Here is a 26,176-nt window from a genome sequence, read left to right as displayed (position 1 = left end):
TTAGAGAGGACACGCTCATGTGAGTTTTAATGAGCGTAAACGCTCCGTGGAGGGGACACTATGAAAGTTGCAGAGGTCCGCCACATTTTGGATACGATTGGAGACTTGTTCCCTGATGCTCATTGCGAGCTAAATCACAGTAACGCTTTTGAATTAACGATAGCGGTACTGTTATCAGCCCAATGTACGGATGCAACGGTGAACAAAGTGACCGTGGACCTGTTCCAAAAGTACAAAGCCCCCATCGATTATATTTCTGTACCGCTGGAGGAATTGGAGGGGGATATCCGGCGCATCGGCCTATATCGTAACAAAGCTAAGCATATCCAAAGCCTATGCTCTATACTCATAGAACAGTATGGTGGCGAGGTGCCTGAGGCTCATGACTTGCTTGTAACTTTACCCGGTGTAGGTCGTAAAACTGCAAATGTAGTAGTATCCAATGCTTTTGGAGTTCCTGCCATTGCAGTGGACACGCATGTGGAGAGGGTTGCTAAACGACTTGCATTAGCAGGCTGGAAAGATTCTGTGCTGGAAGTGGAAAAGAAGCTGATGAAGGCTGTGCCACGTGACGAATGGACGATCACTCATCACCGGCTTATCTTTTTCGGACGATATCACTGCAAGGCACAGAACCCAAAATGTCAAGTTTGCCCACTCCTTGATCTATGTCGAGAGGGCAAAAAACGTATGAAAACAGCTGTTGTCAGGAAAGCTAAAGATCATACGCCAAAAAGTTAGAGTTGAAGAAGAGGATGGGATAGAGATGAAATGCATTTCTGTATACACAGATAATTTTGAAGTGTTCTCGGATATTTTTGATCGCGTTGTGGAAAGCCCACTCGAAGAGAACGAAGAGCAAGAAGTAGAAGGTATCACGATCAGTCATTCCGGTGACGTTCCTGAACACTATTTTGAGCGTATGTCAGTGAAACCTGAGGTTGTTGTAATGAGAGATAAATCTCGTGGTTTGACTATTCTGCAACACGGAAAAGTATTCGAAATTCTGTTGCCTGTTTCGGAAACTGCATAAATTTAGAAGTGATAAAAGGAGTCGGCCCTAGGGTTGGCTCCTTTTTTGCTTCTTACTTTTCTAGCGAAAAAGCAGAAAGATGTTTGAATAACCTCATTTCGTAAGAGATGATAGGTTATTTTGTAAGTAGTGTGTATTTAATTTGTGTCAAACTGGTGATAAAATGTAATTATTATTTATAAAAAAGGTTCTGCGTGACATCACAGAAATTACACCTGTATAAACATTGAATAAGCATAAACGTCTTCGGCGTTCTTATAAGGACGGTAAGCGTTTAAGCGAGAAATATAAGGATAATGTATCATGTGAAACTTTTACTTTCCTATATTTTAAAAATGAGTCTGATTTCGTATTCTTGAATGGGTTATATTCAAAGCATGATTAGATGGTAACAGTGGAGGTGGAGAGTCAGTGAGAGCGGAACAGGTTAGAATCGAGAAAGAGTCATTAAGTAAAACGGCATCGCTGCTTTTCCAGTTGCGTGGATTAATGCATCGCTGGGGTGATGAAGGATCTGAACGTATATATGAAGATTTACAACATAAAGAGGGTGGGAATGAGCTGACCCTTGCTTTTTGCGGACATTTTTCGGCAGGAAAATCCAGTATGATCAATCTTCTTTGCGGCAGTTCAGTGCTGCCTTCTGGACCTGTGCCGACTAGTGCGAATATTGTCTCTATTCGCAGTGGAGTTCCACGAGTGCTTATATATCCTAGAGTTGAAGGAAGTAAAAATGATCCTGCTCCTATAGAGACAACTCCAGAAAGATTACAAGAATACTGTCGAAATGGTGGTGAATATTCCGCAATTGAAGTGTGGAATGAGATACCACTGCTAGGTAAGGATGGCGTACTATTGGATACACCTGGTGTAGATTCCACGGATGATGGTCATCAGGCGGCTACCCGCTCTGCGCTGCATTTAGCTGATGTCGTATTTTATGTAATGGATTATAACCATGTACAGTCAGAGAATAATTTGGCTTTTGCTAAAAATCTTAGTGACTGGGGTAAACCTTTGTATCTAATTGTTAATCAGATCGACAAGCACAGGGAACAAGAGATTTCCATTGAGGAATATAAACGTCAACTTGAAAATGCTTTTGAACAATGGGGGATTCATTGTGCGGGAATTCTATTCACCTCTCTCAAAAAGAAAGAGCATCCTCTTAATCATTGGGATCATCTACTCAGCCTTATAACCGAGCTGTTGGAACAAAAGGAACAGCTGCTTCAATATAGCTTGTCTCGTTCTATTCATCATACAGCGGATTCTTCTCTAACTGCATTCCGTGAAGATCAGCAGGAGGAAAGAGCGGCTCTCTTTGAAGAACTAGAAGGTACGAATGCAGAGACAGTGACGAATGAACTGAAGTCACTCGAAGAAGAGAAGGAACGACTTGAGGCGTTGCCTCAGCAGTCACGAGCGAGTTTGCGAACTGGCCTAGACACCTTACTTAATAATGCTAATCTAATGCCTGCAGATGTAAGAGAGGCGTCGGGAAGCTATATGGAAAGTGCTAGCCCTACGTTTCGATTAGGGTTATTCTCTACGGCTGCACGGCGGGAGAAGGAACAAAGTAAACGATTGGCAGTCTGGCAAGGACTGTTGACCCGAGAGGTTTCCGCTCAGCTGGAATGGCATTTGATTCAGCTGGTACGTGATTGGGCGGAGAATCTCGGGCTGTGGGAGGAGGAGGCGGAGACGACTCTGAAGCAAGGGTTCCCGGCGGTGAGCCAGGAGTGGCTGGCGGCTGCAGTTAAGCCGGGAACGGGGTATAGCGGCGAGGCGCTGCTCAATTTCTGCCGCACACTTGCGGCTGATATTAAGAGCCAGTTCCGCCGTGCCGCGTTAGCGGTGAGCGATGAGCTGTTAGCGAAGCTGCCGCCGCTCATGGATGAGCAGCGTGCCGTACTCCAGCGCCGCGAACAGGCTCTTGCGCGGCAGGCGCGCGCCGTTGACGCGCTAGCCGCGCTGGACCGCGCGGCAGCTGCCCGCGCGCACGAGCTCGCGGCGCTGCTGCCACCGCGCCGGCCCCTCACCCCCGGCATCCTGCCGGAGGTGAGGGTAACCCCGCGAGCGGCTGCGCAGAGCGCCGCACCGCGGGAGGTCCAGCCGCCGCAAAACGTCGCGGCTGGAAGTGCCGCCGCCGCAAATTGGGCGGCGGGAACGGCTTCGCCGGCGGGCGGACGCCGCCGGCTATCCGCAGCCGCTGACACGCTGGCGGCTGCGGCAGAGCTGCTGCGCCGCGAGCCAGCGATGGCATCGGCGGCGCGGAGTCTGGCCGCACGGGCGGAGGATCTCGCCGGCGGCCGCTTTACCCTCGCGCTGTTCGGTGCATTCAGCGCGGGTAAGTCCTCCTTCGCCAACGCTTTGCTCGGCGAAGAAGTGCTGCCCGTGTCTCCACATCCCGCCACGGCTGCGGTCAACCGCATATTGGCGCCGGAAGGTGACTTCCGCCATGCCAGCGCGGTTGTCACAATGAAGACCATGGCAGATTTCTGGGATGACATCTGCCATTCCTTCAGTGTGCTGCAACTAGGAGAACCACAGCAAAACTCATGGACAACAGTTCTAGCAAGCTTGCCTGCAAGGGGAGTTCATCCCTCTGCGTTGCCACATGCTGGATTTCTAAGGGCAGCAGCGGCTGGCTGGGCAGAAGCTGAGCCCTTGCTGGGAACGGTGCGAACGGTTGATTTAGAAGAATACCGAGGCCTTGTAGCGGAGGAGACCCGAGCCTGTTTTGTGCAGGGGATTGATTTGTATTATGCCTGTCCATTGACCGAAAGCGGAATTGTACTCGTGGATACACCAGGAGCCGACTCATTGCATGCTCGTCATACAGGCGTAACCTTTAATTACATGAAAAACGCAGACGCGATTTGTTTTGTTACCTATTACAACCACGCCTTTTCAAAAGCAGATCGAGGTCTGCTTGCGCAGCTAGGCCGAATTAAAGATAGCTTTGCACTTGATAAAATGTTCTTTATTATCAACGCTTCTGATCTTGCTTCAGGCGAAGATGAATTGGAAGAGGTACGAGAACATGTTGCTCAAAATTTACGTGCAGGCGGCTTACGCTCGCCGAGAATTTATGCACTCTCTAGCTTGCTTGCTCTGGAAGGCAAAACCCAGCATGATTATGCACGCTATGAGGCTTCCCGTTTCCATCATTTTGAGCAAGCCTTATCAAGCTTTGCGGGAGATGAACTTCCTCAGCTTTCACTTAACGCAGCTGCAGAGAGCATCGCATCTGTTCGACGCAGGGCGGAAGAGTGGCAGAATCTCGCTTCCATGGCGGCAAACGAGCGTGAAGCAGGATTAAAAGAAATGCAAGAACGTCGTCAGCTAGCTATGAAGAGACTTTCCCTATTGGAGACCGAAGAACGTCCTAGCAGAGATCTTGTTCATGAAGGTGAGGAACTGATCTATCATGTCTGTCAACGAATTAGCTTCTCCTTCACCAGAAATTTTCAGGAATCTTTCCACCCCTCATTATTACGTGAGGACGCAGGAAATTTAAAAGCTATCTTCGCTGCGTGTGGTGCAGAGCTGATGCGTACCACTAAGCGTGAATTGGAGCAAGAGCTATGGGCGACAACGCTGCGACTAGAAAGTACCGGGCGTAGACTTGTTCATGAAGCGGCTGAAGCGGCTGCTACTGAGCTGTTTTTCTCTACTCAAGAGTTTCATCTGATGGAGAATGAAGAAGCAGCATGGCCTTCTCCTAGTGAGCTGGAATGCCAGCTTCAGTCCGTGGAATGGCCAACCTTATGGGGATATTTCAAATCCCCTCGCTATTTCTTTGAAGGCGCTGGCCGGGAGCAAGTCAAAGGTGCGACTGAGCCTCTTGTGAAAGAAGCTGTTAATGTTGCGGCGGCAGAGCAGAAGAAAAAATTGCTTGCGCATTATGTCGATTGCATAACCAGAGAATTAAAGGTTGCTGCAGAACGCCTACAAGAAGGGTTAGCGGAGCAAGAGAAAGCGATGTTAGATCTCCTTAAAGGGGGTGAATCCGCAGATCATTGGGGTCAATTAGGTCACCAATTATCTCTCTTGGAACAATCTTTCGTTGATAGATTAGACAAAAATCTTTGAAATTTGTAGGAAATTGTCGAAGAACACTTGCAATCTGGCGTATGATGGATGAAAATAAAGAAGCCTGAAAATATACAATGAAACTGTTTTGTTTTCAGAAATTTATGGAAACGAGATAGTCAATTTGCCGAAAGAGGTTGAAATCGACAATGTGGGGAGCTCCTTTTTCAGCTCAAAGCCGCAAGCTGCTGCTACTGGGCAGCGGGGAACTGGGTAAGGAAGTCATAATCGAAGCTCAACGTCTTGGCGTAGAGACCGTAGCTGTAGACCGTTATAGCGATGCACCAGCGATGGGTGTAGCTCATCGTTCACATGTTATTGATATGCTGGATGCAGAGGCGCTTAAAACGCTTATTCGCTCAGAAAAACCGGATGTTATTGTTCCGGAGATTGAAGCAATCGCTACTCATGCTCTTCAAGAGCTTGAAGAGGAAGGTTTCTTCGTTGTTCCGACCGCACGAGCGGCTCGTCTGACCATGGACAGAGAAGGCATTCGCCGACTTGCTGCTGAAGAACTTGGATTGCCAACAGCGGATTATCGTTTTGCAGATAGTCTGGAAGAACTGCATCAAGCCGTTGCAGAACTAGGCACTCCTTGTGTCATCAAGCCGATTATGAGTTCTTCCGGCAAAGGTCAGAGTGTTTGCAAAAGGCCGGAGGATGCAGAAGAATGCTGGAACACTGCTTTGGATGGAGCGAGAGCTAAAGGGACTCGTGTTATCGTAGAGGCATTCGTTACCTTTGAAAGCGAGATTACACTTTTAACGGTGCGGTCCGTGTCTGGCACGATATTTTGTCCACCTATTGGGCATATTCAGAAGGACGGGGATTATGTCGAATCATGGCAGCCTCACTTTATGAAGGCGGAACTTCTGGATGAAGCTCAGTCTATTGCCAAGGCAGTTACCGATCAGCTCGGAGGTTTTGGTATTTTTGGAGTGGAGCTTTTCTTGACGGATCGAGGCGTATTGTTTAGTGAAGTGTCCCCTAGACCTCATGATACGGGGATGGTAACGATGGCAACGCAGGATTTATCTCAATTTGCAGTGCATGTCAGAGCTATTCTTGGTTTTCCAGTCCAGTCAGTACAATTACTGACATCAGGTGCCTCAGCTACGCTGAAGGCTGAAGGAGAAGGACGAGCTTTTGTTGTGACCGGAATTGGTGAAGCTTTGGAACTACCTAGGACTCAGGTTCGGGTGTTTGGTAAACCAGAAGTCCGTCCAGGGCGGCGGATGGCTGTAGCATTAAGTGCGGCGGAAAATGTGGAAATCGCGCGGACGGTAGCCAAGCAGGCAGCGTCTATGCTAAAAGTGGAGGTAAATGAGGATGAACAGTAGTACCATGGCACCTGTACTGGAAATTCGCAAATGCGGCTTGAATGATCTGGAGAGAGTGACAGCGCTTCTGCGTGAATTCGGCTATCCAACAACGCTTAGCGTGATGAAAGAGAGACTTGAAAGCATGGAGAATAACCATCTCCAATGCACGCTTGTTGCAGAACTAAACAATGAAGTTGTGGGAATGGTCGGTCTTAGACAGGTAATCTCGTATTACAAACAGACAGATTGTATCACTGAGATTACTGCACTTATCGTATCAGAAGAACTCAGAGGAAACGGACTCGGTAAAAGACTTGTGGCCGCAGCTGAAGAATGGGCACGTGAGCAAGGTTGCTGTCAGCTCTTCTTGAGAAGTGGTAACCGCGTAGAACGCGCACCGGCACATGCTTTTTATCGTCATCTAGGTTTCGAAAAGACAGCAGGCTATCGCTTTAACAAAGCGTTGCTATAATACTTATAGGTTCCGATCATCCCCATCCCAGCTACGGCGGGATGGTTTTTTTTTGCTCAAAATCTATTTAAATAACTTAACCATAGATGGAATAGTTTGAATCATATAGAATGAATTTTATGACAGTTAAATAAATCGTGTCCAAAGAGGGATGAGAAATGTACAAGTTAATACTTGCTGAAGATGAAGAAGATGTAAGGGAAGGGGTCATCAGTCAGATTGATTGGGAGCACTATGGCTTCGAAATTGTAGAACAGGCGGAGAATGGACGAGAGGCAGCGGATGCGATAGATCGTTTGCTCCCGGATGTAGTTGTGACTGATATTCAAATGCCTTTTATGAACGGGCTGCAGCTGGCGGAATGGATTCGCGAGCGGCATCCTAATACCAAGATTATTATTCTGACAGGGTATGATGAATTTGAATATGCACAGAAGGCGATTAAACTGCAAATCGATGAGTATATTTTGAAACCGTTTTCTTCACAGGAGTTGATTGATGTTCTGCTAAAGGTCAGAGCCACTATAGAGGCTGAAATTGCAGAGAAGGAGAATGTTTTTGTACTCAGTGAGCATTATCGGAAAAGTCTGCCTGTGCTGCGTGAGCAGTTTTTATCTTCACTAGTTTCACGCAAGTTACGAATGAATGAAATAGATGAGAAAAGTTCGGAATACGGAATAGATCTACATGGGAAATGGTTCCAAGCCTCGGTAATTAGTGTGGATTATATTCGTCCAGAGCGGGAAACGGTTAGCCTTACCGCAGGTAAGCAAATTTCTTTGCGAGATACGGGAGAGAGAAATTTACAGCTCTTCGCTGTGCTGAATATTGCAGAAGAATTATGTAATAAGCATAATTTTGGCAGGGTGTTTATCCATCGTGATGAGGTAGTGCTTCTTTCCATTTGTGATGCAGGAGAAGAAACTGAAATTACGGGGAAAACTTTTGAAATTCTAGAAGAAATCCGCCACAATGTGCAGCGGTTTCTTAAGCTAACGGTAACCGCTGGTTCTGGAACGGTTTGTCACTCGCCTGCTATGCTATTTAACTCCTTTGGAGATGCCATGCAAGCGTTAGATTATCGTCTCATTCTTGGCAATAACAGAGTCATTTGGATCGAGGATGTGGAGTCACGTTCGAATACACTCTTGGCCTATGATGAATTGACCCAGCAGTCCTTAATCCGAACGATTAAGATGGGAACCGTACAGGAGCTTAAGGAGGTCGTGGAGGAGTTATTTGGCGGATTGAATGCTGAGCAGGTATCTACTCAGGATTATCAGATTTTTTTGCTGGAGATTATTACATCCATCCTGCGTGTAGCCAAAGAGTCCGGTAGTGATGCTGCTAAGTTCGTTGGATCTGGCATTTCCTCATTAACTGAGATGAATAAATTCAATAGTATGAGTGAAGCCAAGCAATGGATTATTACGATCTGCAGCCGGCTAATGGACTCTATTGCCTTAGAACGCCAATCTAGCTATAAGCTGCTCATTGATGAAGCTAAAGATTACATCCGTAGCCATTATGAGGAATCGGATATTTCTATCGGAAAGGTCTGTCAGCATTTACATATCAGTACGGGTTATTTTAGCAGTATTTTTAAGAAGGAAATGAAGATGACTTTCGTTAGTTATCTCTTGCAAATCCGATTAGAGGCAGCGAAGGAACTTTTACGCTCCACGGAACTGAAGGCTTTTGAAATCGCCGAGAAAATTGGCTTTGCTGATCCTAACTATTTCAGCTTTTGCTTCCGTAAAAAATATGGTCAGTCTCCCAAAGAGTATAAAAATAGCTCCAGAGGAGGGTAGTTATGCGGCAAGAAAAGCCCTATTCTTTTCGACTGCGGCCGCAGCATCCAACAGGGGGAAAACGCCGGTTGTCCTCTAAGCTGCGTAGTATTCAAGTAACGATTACGCTCACTTTTACATCCGTTGCCGTTCTTGTAGCCGTCGTTGTCAGCCTTATGCTGTATAACAAGTTTGCGAAGACAGCAGAAGAGAATGCCAATATGAATATGCAGCAGATTATTGAGCAAGTGAACTACAATTTGGAGCTTTATGTAAAAGGAATGCGAAATATTTTTGAAACTGCAGAAGATCAAATTACGAATAGTCCCTCCGTGGACTCTGCTTTACTGATGGAAAGAATGGCCATGTTAATGGGAAGTAGAGAGGATCTGGTTTCTGCTGCGGTTTTTACACCACAGGGGAAATACGTCGTGGGTACAGCAGGACAGAAGTTGCGCAGCAACACACAGTTAGAAACCCAGAGCTGGTTTACAACGGCCAAAAGAACATCTGAGATCTCCTATTCAGCGCCCCATATTCAGAACTTGTTTAAAGGTCAATATATTTGGGTTGTGTCGATCAGTAAACTCATTCAATATCAGGAAAATGGAGTCCTAAAAACGGGTATTCTCCTGATGGATTTTAACTTTCGCACCATAGATGAGCTGAGTAAGCAGGTTAAGCTTGGTAAAAGAGGATACGCTTACATCCTCGATCAGTTAGGCAACATCGTGTATCATCCGCAGCAGCAGCTTATTTATGCTGGTTTAAAGTATGAGAATGTGGAGCCGGTATTGGAATATGCTTATCGTAGCTATTTGGATGAGTCTACAGGTGAAAAACGATTTATTACAGTACGTACGTTAGAACAAACCGGGTGGAAAATAGTAGGTGTTGCTTATTATGACGAGATCGTGACCACCAAGCGTGATCTGAACAACTTTTTATCCTGGTTCTTAGCGGTAGTTATTTTATGTGTAATTATCGTATCTGTCGTTTTGTCTGCGCGAATTGCCCGCCCGATCCGTAAGCTGGAACGGACACTTCAGCAGGTAGGAGAAGGGGATCTTAATACTCGAATCGATGTGAGTGGCGCCTATGAGGTAGAACAGTTGTCTAAACGCTTTAACCTCATGCTACAGCGTATCCGTCAATTGATGGATCAAATTATTTATGAACAAGAGACGAAACGTAAGGGTGAGCTTGAAGTTCTGCAATCCCAGATTAATCCACACTTTTTGTACAATACTTTGAACTCTGTGATCCGGCTTGCTGAGCGTGGTAAGACGGAGGAGGTCGTTACAATGATTCAATCTTTATCTAAGTTTTTCCGAATTAGTCTAAGCAAAGGGAATAATATGATTACCGTGCAGGAAGAGCTTGATCATATTCGTCATTATCTCGTCATTCAGAGCTTTCGTTTTAAAAATAAATTCCGCTACGAGATCATTGCACAAGATGAAGTACTGCAGTGTCAGACGATTAAGCTGATTTTGCAGCCGATTGTAGAGAATGCCTTGTATCACGGAATAGAAATGATGCCTGATGAAGGCTTTATCTCTATCCAAGCAGAACTGAAGGACAATCTTGTCATTATAAGGATTAGTGATAATGGATTAGGAATGTCCAAGGAGACTATGAAGGTTATTTTGACAGGCGGCAGTAAGAGTATGAGTGGTTCCGGGGTAGGCGTAAGAAATGTGAACGAGCGTATTGAGTTGTACTATGGCCGTGAATATGGACTTTCTTTTGAAAGTGAAATTGAAGAAGGCACTACGGTTACCCTTATCTTCCCGGCACTAGCAAAAGGCGAAGGCAATGAAGGGCTTAAGGAGGATGAGACATCGTCATGAAAACCTTTCGTTTTTGGCTAACCTTGTTAATGTGTGCGGTGTTATGGACTACAGTTACCTCTTGTTTTAATTCAGCGCCCAATTACATCAACACAAATAAGACCCGTAATATTCATCTTATTGTGAAAATGAACAGGGGCGATTACTGGAATACGGTTAAATTGGGAGCAGAAGCTGCAGCGCAGGAATTCAACGTCAAATTAACCTTCAAAGCTCCGGACTCCGAGAGTGACATCACAGAACAGGTGAAAATGGTGCAGGACTCCATAAAAGAAAAAGCAGACGTGATTATTTTAGCTGCAAGTAGTTACATGGGGCTTGCTCAGGTTGTAGATCAGGCGGCTTATTCCAAAATCCCTGTCATATCCGTAGATGCGGAAGTAGGTTCAGCAAGAGTAAGGACATATATTGGCTCGAACGGCTATGAAGCGGGTCAAAAATCTGCAGAACGATTGATCAAGCTGTTAAAAGGATACGGCGAGGTTGGCATTATTAACTTCACCAATTCAACGCAGAGTGAGAAGCTGGAGTCTTCTAACGGCATTGAGTATGGTGCAAGAGACGCGGAGGAGCGGGAGAAGGGATTTTTAAATTACACTGCACGTTATCCGAATATACAAGTAGTTGAGATTTCATACACGACCTCCAGTATTAAAGATGCAGAAGATCTTACGCAACTGATGCTGCTGAAGCATCCGAATCTTAGAGGAATCGCGAGCCTGAATGAGACTGCTTCACAGGGGGCCGCAATGGCTATCCAAAGTCGGGGGCTGCAAAATATTAAAATGGTTGCTTTTGATAGCTCCCCCTCCATGATGGAGTTGCTGCAGGATGGTACTGTTCAAGCAACAGTCATCCAAAATCCTTTTAGCAACGGGTATTTGGCTGTAAAACATGCCGTTGAAGTGATCGAAGGAATCGATGTACCAGAGCGCGTCGATACAGGAACAAAGCTAATTGATTTGGACAATATGCTGTGGCCAGAGAATCAAAAGCTGTTATTTCCGTTTGTTAGATAGAAGCTGATTTAAAATAGGCACCGAAGGCGTTTATGCTTATACGTTTCGTGAAACGGATACCATCCTTGAATGGGGCGGTATTCGTTTTTTATTTTAGAATATAAGAAAGTATAAATTTTCAATGAAAATCATCCTTATATTTCTTCTTGGGTTCATTAGAATTTTTATAGTAATGAGTAGGATTTTATATTCGCAAGCGTTTTCAGGTGAGGCATAATATGAATGTACCCGAGACGATCAGGGGCAAACAAAAAAAGAAGTATAAATAGGAGGTCAATGAATAATGAAAAAAATCACTTCCGTTCTATTAGCTAGTGCTTTGCTGGGTGCTGCTCTGACAGGCTGTGGTGGCAACAACAAAACTACAGATAGTGCTACAGACAAGGCAACTAACGCTCCAAAGACTGAGAACTCGGGCACTACAACAGAAACGCCTAAAGTTGGGGTCGCCATTTACAAATTTGACGATACTTTTATGACAGGTGTTCGTAACGCTATCGATAGTGCTGCTAAAGGCATCGCTACAGTAGATATCGTAGATAGCCAAAATTCACAACCCACACAAAATGACAAGGTTGACTTATTCATCACTAAAAAATATAACGGGATGCTGATTAACCCAGTTGACCGTACTGCTGCTGGCGTCATTATCGAAAAAGCAAAAACAGCAAACATTCCAGTGGTATTCCTTAACCGCGAACCGCTTCCTGAAGATATGAAGAAATGGGATAAAGTTTATTATGTAGGTGCGAAAGCAGAAGAGTCCGGTACAATGTCCGGCCAACTGATTGTTGACTACTGGAAAGCACATCCTGAAGCGGACAAGAACGGCGACGGAGTTCTCCAATATGTAATGCTGAAAGGTGAACCAGGACACCAAGATGCTGAGCTTCGTACTACTTACTCTATTCAAGCTATCGAAGATGCAGGAATCAAGGTAGAGAAACTGGCTGAAGATACAGCAATGTGGGATCGCGTAAAAGGACAAGAAAAAATGGCGGCATTCCTTGGCTCCCACGGCGACAAAATTGAAGCAGTTCTTGCTAACAACGATGATATGGCCCTCGGTGCAATCGAAGCTCTGAAAGCTTCAGGCTACTTTACGGGTGACAAATTCATGCCGGTAGTAGGTGTGGATGCAACTGCTCCTGCGATTCAAGCGCTGGAAGATGGAACAATGCTTGGAACGGTGCTAAATGATGCGAATAACCAAGGTAAGGCTGCCATCACAGTTGCTGCTCTGCTTGCTAAAGGCGAAACGCCTTCGAAAGATAATGTAGGCTTTGATATCACTGACAACCAATACGTATGGATTTCCTACAAAAAGATTACGAAAGACAACATAGCTGACGCTAAGTAATTAACCTCGGCTACAGAGTTACTCATGATCATATGACAGCACGGGGAGCGGATAACCGCTCCTCGGTATTTCTTTTAGGCAGGGAACAGGATGGAACCGCTGTGCCTCTCATAAAAAAGAAAAAAAGCGTAGGGGGCGTAACAACATGGAAAAAGCTGAGTTTTTGCTGGAAATGAACAACATTACTAAAGAATTCCCCGGCGTCAAAGCGCTGGATGATGTTAGTTTAAAGGTCAGACCCGGTTCGGTGCATGCCCTTATGGGCGAGAATGGTGCAGGTAAGTCCACACTTATGAAATGTCTTTTTGGTATTTATTCACCGGATGCCGGTGAGATCTTTTTGGATGGTGAGAAGGCTTCTATCAGCAGTTCAAATGATGCGTTAAAAAGTGGTATTTCTATGATTCACCAGGAGTTGCATCCCGTGCCGTTCCGAAGTGTTATGGAGAATATCTGGCTAGGACGTTTTCCAACGAAGGGAATCGGACCGATTCAGTTTATTGACCATAAGAAAATGTTCACTGACACGGAAAATTTGTTTAAAGATCTGGATATCGACCTGAATCCCGAAACATTAGTGGGTAAGCTTTCCGTATCCAAAATCCAATCCATTGAAATTGCGAAGGCTGTCTCTTTTCACTCCCGAGTTATTGTAATGGATGAACCCACTTCTTCCCTAACCAGTGTGGAGGTGGAACATTTATTCCGGATCATACGGGATCTCAGAAGTAGAGGCGTAGCTATTATCTATATATCTCACAAAATGGAAGAGATTCTCGCAATCTCTGACGAAGTTACTATTATGCGTGACGGTAAAAAAATCGGAACCTGGCCAGCGGCGGAATTAACTACAGATCTTATCATTTCCAAAATGGTGGGCCGAGAATTGACCAGCCGTTTCCCTGAACGCTTCAACGTACCTGGTGAAGTATACATGAAAGTGGAAGGCTTAACCTCTCCGGAGGAAAGATCTTTTAAAGATGTGTCTTTCGAATTAAGACGTGGAGAGGTCCTTGGTATTGGGGGTCTGGTAGGTGCCCAGAGAACTGAGGTAATTGAGGCGTTGTTCGGTCTGCGAGCCTTGAAATCCGGAACGATCTCTATTAAAGGCAAGGATGTTACTATTAATTCTCCGAAAGATGCTAAGAAACACGGAATGGCTTTGCTTACCGAAGAGCGTCGTGTAACAGGCATATTTCCAGTCTTGTCTGTTCATGAGAATGGTGCGATTGCTAATCTACATCGTTATCAAAAACCGTACTTCCTGTTGAATAGCAAGAAGAAAAAAGTTGAAGTCGATAAAATGATTGAAAAATTACGAACTAAAACACCTACAACCAAAACGCTAATCATGAATCTTTCTGGTGGTAATCAGCAAAAGGTCTTGCTTGCTAGATGGCTGCTTACTGAGCCCGAAATCCTGCTTCTGGACGAGCCGACCCGTGGTATCGACGTAGGGGCTAAATTCGAGATTTACTCCATAATTGCCGACTTGGCGCAGCAAGGGAAGAGTATCATTATGATCTCCTCTGAAATGCCGGAGCTGCTCGGAATGTCTGACCGTGTAATGGTCATGTCGGAAGGACGGCTTACAGGAATATTAGAAGGCGAGCAAGCTACGGAAACCGAAGTTATGCGTCTCGCTGCACAGCATTAAGGAGTACGGATAGGAGAATATGTTTGCGTAATTTTAAGGGGGATCACTACTAATGAACGTTAAAAAAGCTCAATCCTTTGTGACTCAAAACGCAATTTACATCGTGCTGGTACTGCTGATTATGGGGATCATCATATATGATCCAAACTTTATGTCCATCAACACCCTGCGTGACGTACTGATTCAGTCGTCTACACGCGTTATCATCGCGCTTGGGGTTGCCTTTATCCTTATTACGGCAGGTACTGACTTGTCAGCTGGACGGGTAGTTGGTTTTACGGCGGTTATCTCCGCTTCCATGCTGCAAATCCCAGACTATTCCCGTCGTTTTTTTCCAGATCTTCCGCAAGTCGAAGTATGGCTCCCAATCCTTATTGCTATCGTTGCTGGTCTTCTCTGTGGACTTATAAATGGTATTGTCGTTTCCAAGCTTCATGTTCCGCCATTTATCGCTACCTTGGGTACAATGCTAATCGTGTACGGGCTGAACTCCCTGTACTTTGATATGGACCCGAACCAATCCCAGCCAATCGGCGGTCTGCGTCCTGATTTCACCAAGATCGGCTCGGGCTTCATCGGGAGCGGCCAATATTCAATCCCGTATATCGTGCTGATAGCCTTGGGTGTCGCTGCCATTGTGTGGGTGGTATTCAATAAAACCAAGCTGGGTAAGAATATGTATGCTATTGGCGGAAATATGCAGGCAGCTAAAGTATCCGGTATCGATGTTTCCAAGAACCTGATTTACATCTATGCCATTGCTGGTGCGCTTTATGGTCTGGCAGGCGTTCTGGAAGCTGCTAGAACAGGTGGAGCAACTAATAACTACGGTAACATGTATGAGCTAGATGCCATTGCAGCTTGTGTAGTTGGTGGTGTATCTACAACCGGGGGTATCGGTACTGTGCCGGGTGTTTTAGTGGGGGTTATCATCTTTACTCTCATTAACTATGGTCTGACCTTTATCGGCATTAGCCCGTACTATCAGTTGATTATCAAAGGTTTGATTATTATAGCCGCTGTCGCATTTGATATGCGGAAGTACTCTTCGAAGAAGTAGCAGCGTGGTCGCGTGGTGATTAAGGGCTAACTCCGGGGAATATTGGGCTTACGATCGCTGTTGTTCTCAGATTCCTTGATTGATACCGCGTTAGCGGTTGGAATCTGAGAACAAAGGCGACCACTTCGTTTCTACAGCTCCAAAATTCCCCTCCGTTATCCTTATCACCTCGCTGGGGTAGGGCAGAAGAAGCGTTTGCTAGTTATCGCAAACGCTTTTTGGCATGCCTGTTTCGATGGCTTCGCTTCGAAAAAGTAGCAGGTAAAAACAAACAACTAACACTGTCACAACTAAATCTGCCACAACCAAAACTGTTATAACTAAAACTGCCGCAAAAACACTGATACAACTAACACCGTCACAACCAACATTGCTACATCCAATACCGCTACAACAACACTGCTGCAACAACACTTCTGCAACTAACACCGTCACAACCAACATCACTATACCCAATACCGCTACAACAACATCGTGCCAACACCTTCGTGCGAACACCATCGCCTACTGCCGCCAGTAATCCTATAGCGACTTAGCCACGTCTAAGACCAACTTATATTACATGCAGAAACTTCACTTGTTTTTGTTTGAAATGTGGCAAATGAACGGTAAAAATCCCGTAGAATCGACGAAAATGAGCTAAAAGTGGTAAAAGAACGGTAATAATCCCGCAGAATCGGCTGAAATGAGCTACAAGTTGCAAAAGAACGGTAAAAATCCCGTAGAATCGGCTGAAATGAGCTAGAAGTGGTAAAAGAACGGAATTAATCCCGTAGAATCGGCTGAAATGAGCTACAGGTGGCAAATGAACGGTAAAAATCCCTTAGAATCGACGAAAATGAGCTATATGAAGCGGATGCATGAAGAAACAAGGGCATAAATACCCCAGAAATAGCGGAAAAGAGCCCTAGTGGAAGAATAAGGGGTATAAATGCCCCAGAAATAGCGGAAAAGAGCCAAAGTGGAAGAATAAGGGTATAAATGCCCCAGAAATAGCGGAAAAGAGCCAAAGTGGAAGAATAAGGGGTATAAATGCCCTAGAAATAGCCGAAATGAGCCATTGTAGAAGAATAAAGGGTATAAATGCCCCAGAAATAGCCAAACGAGTCATTGTGGAAGAATGAAGGGCATAAATGCTCTAGAATTAACCGATAGGAGCAACGTGAAGCCTTGAATTCGTGGTGAGGCTGAGTTGACGAAAAACGTTAATAGCAGCTGAGAGAACGGCATGATTGCGTGCAAGCGCTAGCGTTCGTTCTTCTCTTTATACTTTAATGCGCATGTGGTACAAATCAATAAATTTGGAGACAACAGCGATAGGAGCAACGTTTCGTTCTCGGAGCGAACGCCCAGCACGAACCGCCATCCTCAATCACACTCCCTTATTAACTCCACACCTCCTACGTTACTCCACACCCCGATCCAAGTACGCTTTGACAATAGCCCTAGCAAATCTCCCGCCTCATCTTGTCATACTTCTGCACCCCACGAACGCGTGAATCCTCCAAACCCGACTCCCCCGCGGCCCGATCCATCCTCAAGTGCATCCCGCAAATCCCAGGAGTCACACGAATCCCCACACCCTACACTCGTACTCGCCCCGTAGCTCAATCCATCTTCAATCACTCTCCCTTATTTACTTAACGGCTACTATGTTACTTTCCACACCACGACCCGAAACTTCGCCCTGCACCCCAAACCCGCATCGCAGCCCTAACCATTCTCAAGCGCATCCCACAAACCCTAGGAGTCACACGAATCCCCGCACTGTCACATCCCCCGTCACCAGCCTTGCCACCAGTCTCTGCCCCCCGTCCAACATCCCACCGTGCAACCTGTATCGACACACCTAACACACTTAATGCGTTTTAACCCTTCTCCCACACCTCAAAGATCAAAATCACATAAACCAACATTCTCCCATATTCTATAGGCAAATGCCTTTGTTAAAGGGGAGCGACTCGATGTTAAGGATTAGATTGAATGAGCTGGGGAAAGGGAATGACAATGGTCCATTGCAAGCGGATGTATGGAGATGGGACGGCATTGGCTGGAACGAATATATTACGCAGCAAGAAGAAGATTTCATACGCACAGAAGAGGAGCTGTTCGTTACGATCCCGGCAGAGGCGGGATTATATCGTGTAGACTACTCTAATAAGCCTTATGAGACGCCGTATGTATTACCGGAGTGGGTTGATGACGAATTAAGGAATACTGGGCTACATCCGGCGCCTTTTAATCTTAAAGAGGGTATGCTCTGGGGGTATATTAACGACGAAGGTCGTGCTCAGATTGAACCTAGATACGAATATGCTGAGGATTTTCAGAAGAACGGGCTAGCAATTGTACAACGAAAAAACAGTAGCGGACTGATCGACAGCTCTGGAAGGGAGCGGGTGAAGCCCATTTACTCGTTTATTGCCCCTTTTTCGGAAGGACGCGCAGTAGTATCAGATGCGAAAGGGTACACATTTATCGATGAAAAAGGTAAAGAGGTGACTCCAGCCCGTTATGATTATCTAAACTCATTGCATGAGGGACTTGCATTATTTTCGAAACAAAATACAACGGGTGGTCCATCACTATATGGGTATGTAGATGCGCAAGGCAAAGAGGTTTTGCCTGCAATTTATGTGGACGCCAATGATTTCATGAATGGTGTGGCTTTGGTCAAGATTAAAGAGGGAGAGTACGCACTCATTGATCCTGAAGGGAAGATTCTCTATACGTACAATCACCCATTCGTAGGGAGTCCGGGTGATGGGCTGCTCTCCTATCAAGCGACTGAGAACGGTAAGTATGGCTATTTAAACACGGATGGAACAGTAGCTATTCAGCCACAATTCACTTCTGCCTTACCTTTCTCGGAGGGGCGTGCAGTGGTGAATACCGCTGAGAACTATGGCAACGCCTACGGGCTGATTGATAAACAAGGAAAAATGATTATCCCCGCGAAATATTATGAAGTCCTGCAGCTTGGTGAAGGCAGAGCAGCTATAGGAACACCAATATTCCCTAGTCAACCTTATCGAGGCTCACGTTACATTATCGCTGATGCAGAGACAGGAGCAATTCTGAGCAATCATACCTTGCTTGGTGTGAATAATTATCAGGACGGACTGGCATCTGTATATGATGCTAAGGAGACTTTTTTTATAGATCGAACTGGAAAAAGAGCAGCTCAGCCTCCAGTTATTCAAGGGACGGGAACACTTACCCTCAGTGGACGCCTAATTAGAGCAGATATAGATCAACGTACAGCATATTATGATCGTCAAGGGAAGCAGATTTGGAGGCAAAATGGAGTCATCCCACTGAGACCTCCATATTCCGTAGTCGAGAAGAAGTACAAACCGAACAGGGATTATCTGGTTTACTATCCGGTTGTTGAAGGAATTGCAAGCGCGGAAGTTTCTAGAGAGGTTAATGATAAATTACGGAAGCTTTCACTAGTCGAAGACCCAGGTAGTAATGGAGCAACACAGGATTTCAGTTATAATGGTGATTTTTCAGTGTCCTTTTTCCGCAAAAACCTTCTAGTGTTGGAGTTAACGGGTTATCGTTATCCTTTTGGAGCAGCTCACGGCATGCCTACCAAAATCTATACACATACTAATGTACGTAACGGAAGGTTCTATAAGCTAGGTGATTTGTTTAAGCCAGGAAGTAGATACGTGGAGAAGCTCAGTAAAATCGTAGGTAAGCAGATTGAAAACGATCCTGAGTACTCCTATGTTTTTCCGGATACGTATAAAGGAATTACCTCAGCTCAGCCTTTCTTTGTAGATAATGAAGCGTTATATCTTTATTTCGCACCTTATGAGATTGCTCCTTATTCTGCGGGTTTTCCTACTTTCCGTATTCCTTATGCAGAAATTATGGGACTTATCTCTACTGAGGGAGAATTTTGGCAGTCGTTTCACTAGTTACTTTTTATCTATTAGCACATAGAAGTTGCTATTCTCTCGAGAATGGCGACTTTTTTTGCTTTTTAACGCCAATATCGAATGCAATTCATGCTCAGGAAACTTACAATCAAGACTAGTAAATGTTAAAAATTAGAAGAGCACAGCTGATAGATTTATGCTACAATGACTGAGGAACAAATTACAACTTTGTAACATTTGTAGCTGGTCACTCTAAGCAGAAACATATATTACACACAAGAAAGAGGAGATGGCAGAATGAAGAACAAGAGATTAAGAGCAATTATTGGTGGTAGTGTAGCAGCTGTTATGGCACTTAGTATTTCTCTTCCACTCGAAGCGAATGCGGCCTCAACTGAGGTAACAGTAATTAAATCAGGTACTAGCTATGAGCAAGTTTTACAATATTTAAAACAAGCTAACCTACAGGGATTCCCTATTTTTAATAGCACAATCGTGGTGTCCAAGCCTCAAACAGGAACGGTTCCAAACAAAGATACATCTACCGGAACTCCGGTTACTAAGCCTTCGGATACAACTACTGTAACCAAGCCTGTAACTAAGCCTTCGGATACGACTACTGTAACTAAACCTGTAACTAAACCTGTAACTAAACCTGTAACTAAACCTGTAACTAAACCTACAGAAACTACACCTACTACAGGTGCTGCGAGCAATAAAGGAACTTATGTTCAACAGATCGTAACGCTGGTAAATAAAGAGCGTGCAGCAGCTGGTTTGAAGCCTGTTGCTGGACTAGACAGCCTTCATAAAGTAGCAGCTACAAAAGCTACGGATATGCGTACTAATAACTATTTTTCACATACTTCACCTACGTATGGTTCACCATTCGATATGATGAAATCCTTTGGGATCACTTATAACGCTGCAGGCGAGAACATCGCCATGGGTCAAAAAACACCAGAAGAAGTAATGAAAGCATGGATGAATAGTCCTGGTCACAAGGCTAATATTTTGAATGCTAACTTCAATTATATCGGTGTAGGGTATGACAATAACTATTGGGTTCAAGAATTTATTGGTAAATAATTGAAAAAAAGTTGCTGGAATCAAACGTTCTCCGATGAAAATCGGGGAACGTTTTTTTGTACCCAAACTTTAATCGCTAAATTTTTTTGAGAATTTTCGTATTCAGATTCGGGTTAAATAAGCGGATTAGCTGGATTTATTTCTATTTTAGACATTTGCAAAACCGGTATGGAAGATTTATGTTTATGTACATAGTTAAGATCTTTGTAAAATGTGGAACAATACATAATAGAACGGCACACGGAGGGATGGCTTTGAATGATTCAAAGTGGACATGGCGCACGGTCAGCCTGATTTCCATAGTAACAACAATAATTCTAATTGTAGGTTTAGTTTATGCGGTCAGAGACATCATCTATCCGGTTGGAGAAGCGTCAGGGACCAACTTACCTCAGCAAACAGCCGCTCCAGTGACGGAGACGGTTAAGAAGCTCAAAGTTGTTGCTCTCGGAGATTCGCTAGCCAAGGGAACTGGTGATAACACCGGAGAAGGATTTGTTAAGCGTACGGTTAGTGGTTTATCCGCTAAAGGTGTCGAAGTTGATTTACTGGGTAATATGGGAATTAATGGTTTAACAACTGCAGGACTGCAAAGCAAGCTGGATGAAGATGGTATAGATTACGCGCTGCATATGGCGAATGTCATTCTGCTCTCGATCGGAGGGAATGATTTATTCAAGGACTCCAATATTTTGCAGAATAGTGGCGCACTTCAAAGTGAATCCACGACTGATCAAGAGCTGACTCCAGAGTCTTTGCTAGCAGCCCTTCCGGAAGCAGTAGAAAGATTAGGTAAGATTCTGGAGAAAATCACGGAAATCAATCCAAACGCTCAAATTTATTATATGGGGTTATACAATCCCTTTGGTGATATACCAGATCTACTTGTACCAGGTAATCAGGCGGTTGCGAAGTGGAATAATGCGGCAATGGATATTATTAATAAGCACAGCAATATGACATTGATTCCAACCTTCGACTTGTTTAACAAGCATTTGGACAAATACTTATCAACGGATCATTTTCATCCGAATGGGGATGGCTATCAACGAATTGGAGAGCGATTCATTCAGGCTATACACTAGAAAAAGAAGTGAGAGCCAGCTTTCTAAGAATGATGATTTGTATTAGATAAAATATCCTTTGAGCAAGTACTAGCCGAGGAAATGACAGTAACAAGGAGCTAAGGAGAATATGACAAAAGCGAACAGTGGAGAATCCAGCCCGGTCGTCTTGTCTGTAGACGGGGTACGGAAAAAAATAGGGCGAAAGTGGATTATAGATGATGTTACGTTTGATGTGAGAGAAGGAGAAATTTTTGGCTTCCTCGGACCCAATGGAGCTGGGAAGACAACTACGATTCGAATGCTTGTTGATTTGATTCGTCCAAGCGAGGGCAAAATCACGGTATGTGGTTACAATGTGAACCGAAATCCGGAAAAAGCGTTGCAATTTGTTGGCTCTATCGTTGAGAATCCTGAGGTATATACCTATTTGACGGGATGGGAGAATTTACAGCATTTTGCCCGAATGCAGCCAGGTATAGATAATGCACGCATTAGTGGAGTTGTAGATATCGTTCGGTTGGATCAACGAATCCATGATAAGGTAAGTACATATTCGCTTGGGATGAGACAACGACTTGGTATAGCGCAGGCTCTTCTGGGACGTCCGCGTCTGCTTATTCTGGACGAGCCTACAAATGGCTTAGATCCAAAGGGGATTAAGGAGCTGCGAGAATTTATACGTAAGCTAGCAGATGAGGGCTTGGCCGTATTTGTATCGAGTCATTTACTTAGTGAAATCCAGCTTCTCTGCGACCGTGTTGCGATTATTAGTAAAGGGCGAGTACTTGCAGTGGGTGCGGTAGATGAGCTGATCGCTCGAAATTCTCCGTATGTACTTTGGGAGCTGGAGCCTTTTGCTGAAGCTAGGGGATTACTGGCTGATCGCCCAGATATTCAGATTCAGAATCTGGAAGACGTTACCTTGGATGATTCAATAATTGCAGGTATGGGCCCAAATTCTTTAATCACAATTATGGATCAGGATTTGATCCCCGAGATTGTGGCTGTTATGGTAACTGCTGAAATCGAAGTTAGGGCTGTGCATAAAATCAATCCGACACTGGAACAGCTATTCTTGAAACTAACGGAGGGTGAGAACGTTGAATAATATGCTTCCGCTAATCCGTAATGAATGTTTAAAAATCATAAAAAAGAAACGGTTTTATGTTATACTGCTGATTCTGATTGTACTGGTGCCTATGTTCACCTACGCTCAAATGCGCTCAGCTGAGCGTAGCCGAGATAAATTCAACTCCGATTGGCGCCTGGAGATCCAGCAGCAGATCATTGATAATCAAAATTCTTTGGGTAGCGACCGAATTCCAGAGGAATGGAAGACTTATCGGCGAATATTTGTACAGCAGCTTCAATATTACCTTCACCATGATGTGAATCCGAACGAGCCAAGCGGCGTTACCTTTACCCGTGAGTTTTTGGATAATTCCGTTACTTTATTTATTCCGTTACTCATTATGGCGGTAGCCTCAGATTTAGTTTCTGCGGAGCGAACTACAGGGACGATCAAAATGCTGTTGACAAGGCCAGTTAAGCGTTGGAAAGTTTTGTTTAGCAAATTGGCGGCACTGCTTATGTTTGTCTCGCTTATTGTACTCTCCACATTTGTGATCAGCTACCTTATCTCTGGTCTTGCTTTTGGATATAAGGGCTTTAATATCCCTGTCTTTACAGGCTTTAAGATCAGTGGGGACTCGGTGGATATGTCTACTGTACATGCAGTACCACAGTGGAAATATATGCTTATGCAAGGTGGATTGGTCTGGTTCGTAAGCGTCATAGTTGCCCTGCTTGCTTTTATGATCTCTGTACTTGTAAGGAGCACTGCTGCTAGTATAGTGGTCATGATGGCAGCGCTGATCGCCGGGAATATTCTGACCAATATGGCTTCAGCCTGGACAACAGCGAAATATTTATTTATGGTAAATCTTGGACTGACTGGCTATTTGTCAGGAACTCCCGCACCCATAGAGGGGATGTCCTTGTCATTTTCCATGGCTGTACTGGCTGTATGGGGGGCTGCTTCGGTGATCATTTCATTCGCCGTCTTTACGAAAAGGGATATTTTGAATTAGAATGTACAAAGTGACGAAAACGTTTGTTTGCATTTCTAGAAATATAAGAAAGTATAAGTTTTCATTAGTTTTGCACTTATGCTGTATTTCTTATATTTCTCGCTTAAAGGCTTACCGTCTTTATAAGGACGCCGAAGGCGTTAATGCTTGAGTATAGAGAAAAGAAGGAGGAGCATGAATGCTCGAACAGATCGATATGTTTGCTGAAGTTTCTAATAACGGCGAGAATAGCCGTACTGGATACGATGCTGACGACATTCAAGTGCTCGAAGGTCTGGTTGCAGTACGCAAACGACCTGGCATGTATATCGGCAGTACAAGTTCTTCGGGACTACATCATCTAGTATGGGAAATTGTAGATAATGCTGTGGATGAGCATTTAGCCAAGTATTGTACGAAGATTGACTTACTGCTTCGCAAAGATGGCTCAGTAACGGTGACGGACAACGGTCGTGGGATTCCAACTGGAATGCATAAGACAGGAGTGCCAACGCCGCAAGTTGTATTTACAATTTTGCATGCAGGCGGTAAATTCGGAGGATCTGGTTACAAGAAATCAGGCGGTTTGCATGGCGTAGGGGCTTCAGTAACGAATGCTTTGTCTGAATGGCTTGAAGTAGAGATTTATCGTGAAGGCAAAATCCATCGTCAACGTTTTGAATATTGGGTGGACAAGAAGGGGAAAGAGCATGTTGGCGAACCAGTAACGGGCCTTGAAATTCTGGGCAACACCAACAAAACCGGTTCGAAAATTACTTTTAAACCGGATATTCGCGTCTTTCCAAATGGAATTGCCCTGAATTATGATACGCTGGCAGAGCGAGTACAGGAGATTGCTTTTCTGAATTCCGGTCTGCGTATTACGCTGCATGATGAGCGGAGCAATCGTCAGGACGAGTTCTTTTACGAGGGTGGAGCAAGCCAATTCGTACAGTTCCTAAATGAGGGCAAGGATGTTCTACATGATGTTATTCACTTCAGCGCTGAAAAGGACGATATCGAAGTGGAAGTAGCCCTTCAGTACAATGGAGGCTATACAGAAACCTTGGCTTCCTTCGTTAACTCCATTCCTACTCGTAGCGGCGGTACTCATGAGACAGGCTTTAAGACCGCGTATACTCGTGTGTTGAATGATTATGCCCGACGTACACAGCTGCTTAAAGAAAAGGATAAGAATTTAGAAGGAAATGATTTGCGCGAAGGTATGATGGCTGTCATTAGTGTCAAAATGTCCGAGGTTGAATTTGTTGGACAGACGAAGGATCAGCTTGGTAGTGCTTCTGCTCGTAGTGCAGTAGACTATATCGTATCTGAGAATATGGCTCGTTTCCTGGAAGAAAACCCACAGGTAGCACAGAGCCTTCTGAAAAAATCAATTCAGGCCTCGAAGGCTCGGGAAGCGGCTCGCAAAGCCCGCGATGAGATCCGTACAGGTAAGAAACGTAGCGAGAGCTCGAATCTTGGCGGAAAATTATCACCTGCGCAGTCTAAGGACGTTACACGAACTGAGCTGTTTATCGTAGAAGGTGATTCAGCTGGTGGCTCAGCGAAGCAAGGCCGTGATTCAAAGATTCAGGCGATCTTGCCGCTAAAAGGGAAACCGATGAATCCGGAAAAAGCCAAGCTGCTGGATATCCTGAAGAACGATGAATATAAAGCGATCATTTCCACGATTGGTGCAGGAATTGGTCCGGATTTTACCGTCGAAGACAGCAATTATTCCAAAATTATCATTATGACCGATGCGGATACAGATGGAGCGCATATTCAGGTGCTGCTGCTGACATTTTTCTATCGTTATATGAAGCCGTTAATAGATGCCGGAAAGGTTTTTATTGCTCAGCCTCCGCTTTATAAGCTGACCCGCAAAACGGGCAAGCTGGAAACCGTAAGGTATGCATGGAGTGATGAAGAGCTGCAAAATTACTTAAAGGAATTCGGCAAAAACTTCGAGCTTCAGCGTTATAAAGGATTGGGTGAAATGAACCCTGATCAGCTGTGGGAAACAACGATGAATCCAGAATCGCGTACACTGCTTCAGGTGCAGATTGAGGATGCTGCTAAGGCTGAGCGTCGTGTTTCTACACTGATGGGTGATAAAGTCGATCCACGTAAACGCTGGATTGTTGAGAATGTCGATTTCACTGAAATTGTAGAGTAGTTGCAGTTAGTAGTGCTGCAAGTGACGAACACTTCCACTGTTTTTAATTTTTTGGTGATAGGCAAACGGAGTGGCGGAATCGTTCTGGAGGAGCGTTAGCGTTCGCCTTTGTTTCCGGATTTTATCCGCTAACAGCGGTATAATCAAAAAATCTGGAAACAACAGCGACCGGAAGAATGATCCGCAAAGCGAAGTGAAAGAATATCACCAATCTT

The 26,176-nt window shown here is 44.7% G+C and carries 18 protein-coding genes; 17 read left to right on the top strand and 1 reads right to left on the bottom strand.

Annotated features, from left to right (window positions below):
- The first annotated feature begins 60 nt into the window (after positions 1–60).
- From nth to mglC, 11 genes are all read left to right on the top strand, one after another.
- A complete protein-coding gene (gene nth / locus MKY19_RS20680) occupies positions 61–741 on the top strand; it encodes an endonuclease III (protein WP_339797374.1) in 681 nt (226 codons plus the stop codon).
- Positions 742–766: 25 nt separating this feature from the next.
- Entirely contained in the window at positions 767–1,033 is a 267-nt protein-coding gene (locus tag MKY19_RS20675; protein WP_042129455.1) for a hypothetical protein, read from the top strand.
- 411 nt (positions 1,034–1,444) lie between these two features.
- Positions 1,445–5,131 carry a dynamin family protein gene (locus MKY19_RS20670; protein ID WP_339797371.1) on the top strand — a complete coding sequence of 1,229 codons (3,687 nt, stop codon included), beginning with the start codon at positions 1,445–1,447 and terminating at the stop codon, positions 5,129–5,131.
- A gap of 149 nt (positions 5,132–5,280) precedes the next feature.
- Positions 5,281–6,471 carry a formate-dependent phosphoribosylglycinamide formyltransferase gene (gene purT, locus MKY19_RS20665; protein ID WP_339804417.1) on the top strand — a complete coding sequence of 397 codons (1,191 nt, stop codon included), beginning with the start codon at positions 5,281–5,283 and terminating at the stop codon, positions 6,469–6,471.
- Positions 6,461–6,925 carry a GNAT family N-acetyltransferase gene (locus MKY19_RS20660; protein WP_231573317.1) on the top strand — a complete coding sequence of 155 codons (465 nt, stop codon included), beginning with the start codon at positions 6,461–6,463 and terminating at the stop codon, positions 6,923–6,925. Before purT ends, MKY19_RS20660 begins: the two co-directional genes overlap by 11 nt.
- A 158-nt stretch (positions 6,926–7,083) precedes the next feature.
- Entirely contained in the window at positions 7,084–8,736 is a 1,653-nt protein-coding gene (locus MKY19_RS20655; protein ID WP_339266128.1) for a response regulator, read from the top strand.
- 2 nt (positions 8,737–8,738) lie between these two features.
- Positions 8,739–10,568, top strand: a complete 1,830-nt coding sequence (locus tag MKY19_RS20650; RefSeq protein WP_149646849.1) for a sensor histidine kinase — start codon at positions 8,739–8,741, stop codon at positions 10,566–10,568.
- Entirely contained in the window at positions 10,565–11,587 is a 1,023-nt protein-coding gene (locus tag MKY19_RS20645) for a substrate-binding domain-containing protein (RefSeq protein WP_076284597.1), read from the top strand. The genes MKY19_RS20650 and MKY19_RS20645 overlap by 4 nt, the downstream gene beginning before the upstream one ends.
- A 283-nt stretch (positions 11,588–11,870) precedes the next feature.
- On the top strand, positions 11,871–12,947 hold the full coding sequence (locus MKY19_RS20640; protein ID WP_143764073.1) for a galactose ABC transporter substrate-binding protein: 1,077 nt from the start codon (positions 11,871–11,873) through the stop codon (positions 12,945–12,947).
- A gap of 145 nt (positions 12,948–13,092) precedes the next feature.
- Positions 13,093–14,604: a sugar ABC transporter ATP-binding protein gene (locus tag MKY19_RS20635; protein ID WP_042190063.1), complete on the top strand. Its 1,512-nt coding sequence runs from the start codon at positions 13,093–13,095 to the stop codon at positions 14,602–14,604.
- Between the two features lie 52 nt (positions 14,605–14,656).
- Positions 14,657–15,664: a galactose/methyl galactoside ABC transporter permease MglC gene (gene mglC, locus MKY19_RS20630; protein ID WP_339266122.1), complete on the top strand. Its 1,008-nt coding sequence runs from the start codon at positions 14,657–14,659 to the stop codon at positions 15,662–15,664.
- 1,655 nt (positions 15,665–17,319) lie between these two features.
- On the opposite strand, the gene MKY19_RS20625 is transcribed toward mglC, so the two are convergent.
- Positions 17,320–17,511 (bottom strand): hypothetical protein, encoded by a 192-nt coding sequence (locus MKY19_RS20625; protein ID WP_339266120.1) that lies wholly within the window; start codon positions 17,509–17,511, stop codon positions 17,320–17,322.
- A gap of 117 nt (positions 17,512–17,628) precedes the next feature.
- On the opposite strand from MKY19_RS20625, the gene MKY19_RS20620 reads away from it, so the two are divergent.
- From MKY19_RS20620 to parE, 6 genes are all read left to right on the top strand, one after another.
- Complete coding sequence (locus MKY19_RS20620) at positions 17,629–19,593, top strand: WG repeat-containing protein (RefSeq protein ID WP_076284600.1); 1,965 nt, start codon at positions 17,629–17,631, stop codon at positions 19,591–19,593.
- A 258-nt stretch (positions 19,594–19,851) separates the two neighbouring features.
- A complete protein-coding gene (locus MKY19_RS20615; protein WP_339797365.1) occupies positions 19,852–20,643 on the top strand; it encodes a CAP domain-containing protein in 792 nt (263 codons plus the stop codon).
- A 248-nt stretch (positions 20,644–20,891) separates the two neighbouring features.
- Entirely contained in the window at positions 20,892–21,728 is an 837-nt protein-coding gene (locus MKY19_RS20610) for a GDSL-type esterase/lipase family protein (RefSeq protein WP_339797363.1), read from the top strand.
- 109 nt (positions 21,729–21,837) lie between these two features.
- Positions 21,838–22,818: an ABC transporter ATP-binding protein gene (locus MKY19_RS20605; RefSeq protein WP_339797360.1), complete on the top strand. Its 981-nt coding sequence runs from the start codon at positions 21,838–21,840 to the stop codon at positions 22,816–22,818.
- Positions 22,811–23,800, top strand: a complete 990-nt coding sequence (locus tag MKY19_RS20600; protein ID WP_339797357.1) for an ABC transporter permease — start codon at positions 22,811–22,813, stop codon at positions 23,798–23,800. The genes MKY19_RS20605 and MKY19_RS20600 overlap by 8 nt, the downstream gene beginning before the upstream one ends.
- A gap of 178 nt (positions 23,801–23,978) precedes the next feature.
- On the top strand, positions 23,979–25,961 hold the full coding sequence (gene parE, locus MKY19_RS20595) for a DNA topoisomerase IV subunit B (RefSeq protein WP_042190046.1): 1,983 nt from the start codon (positions 23,979–23,981) through the stop codon (positions 25,959–25,961).
- Positions 25,962–26,176 lie beyond the last annotated feature (215 nt).

The organism is Paenibacillus sp. FSL R5-0744 (assembly GCF_037972555.1).
Classification (GTDB): Bacteria; Bacillota; Bacilli; order Paenibacillales; family Paenibacillaceae; genus Paenibacillus_AQ.
The sequence above is the reverse complement of the archived record's forward strand: the minus strand, read 5'-3'. Positions and strand labels throughout refer to the sequence as shown.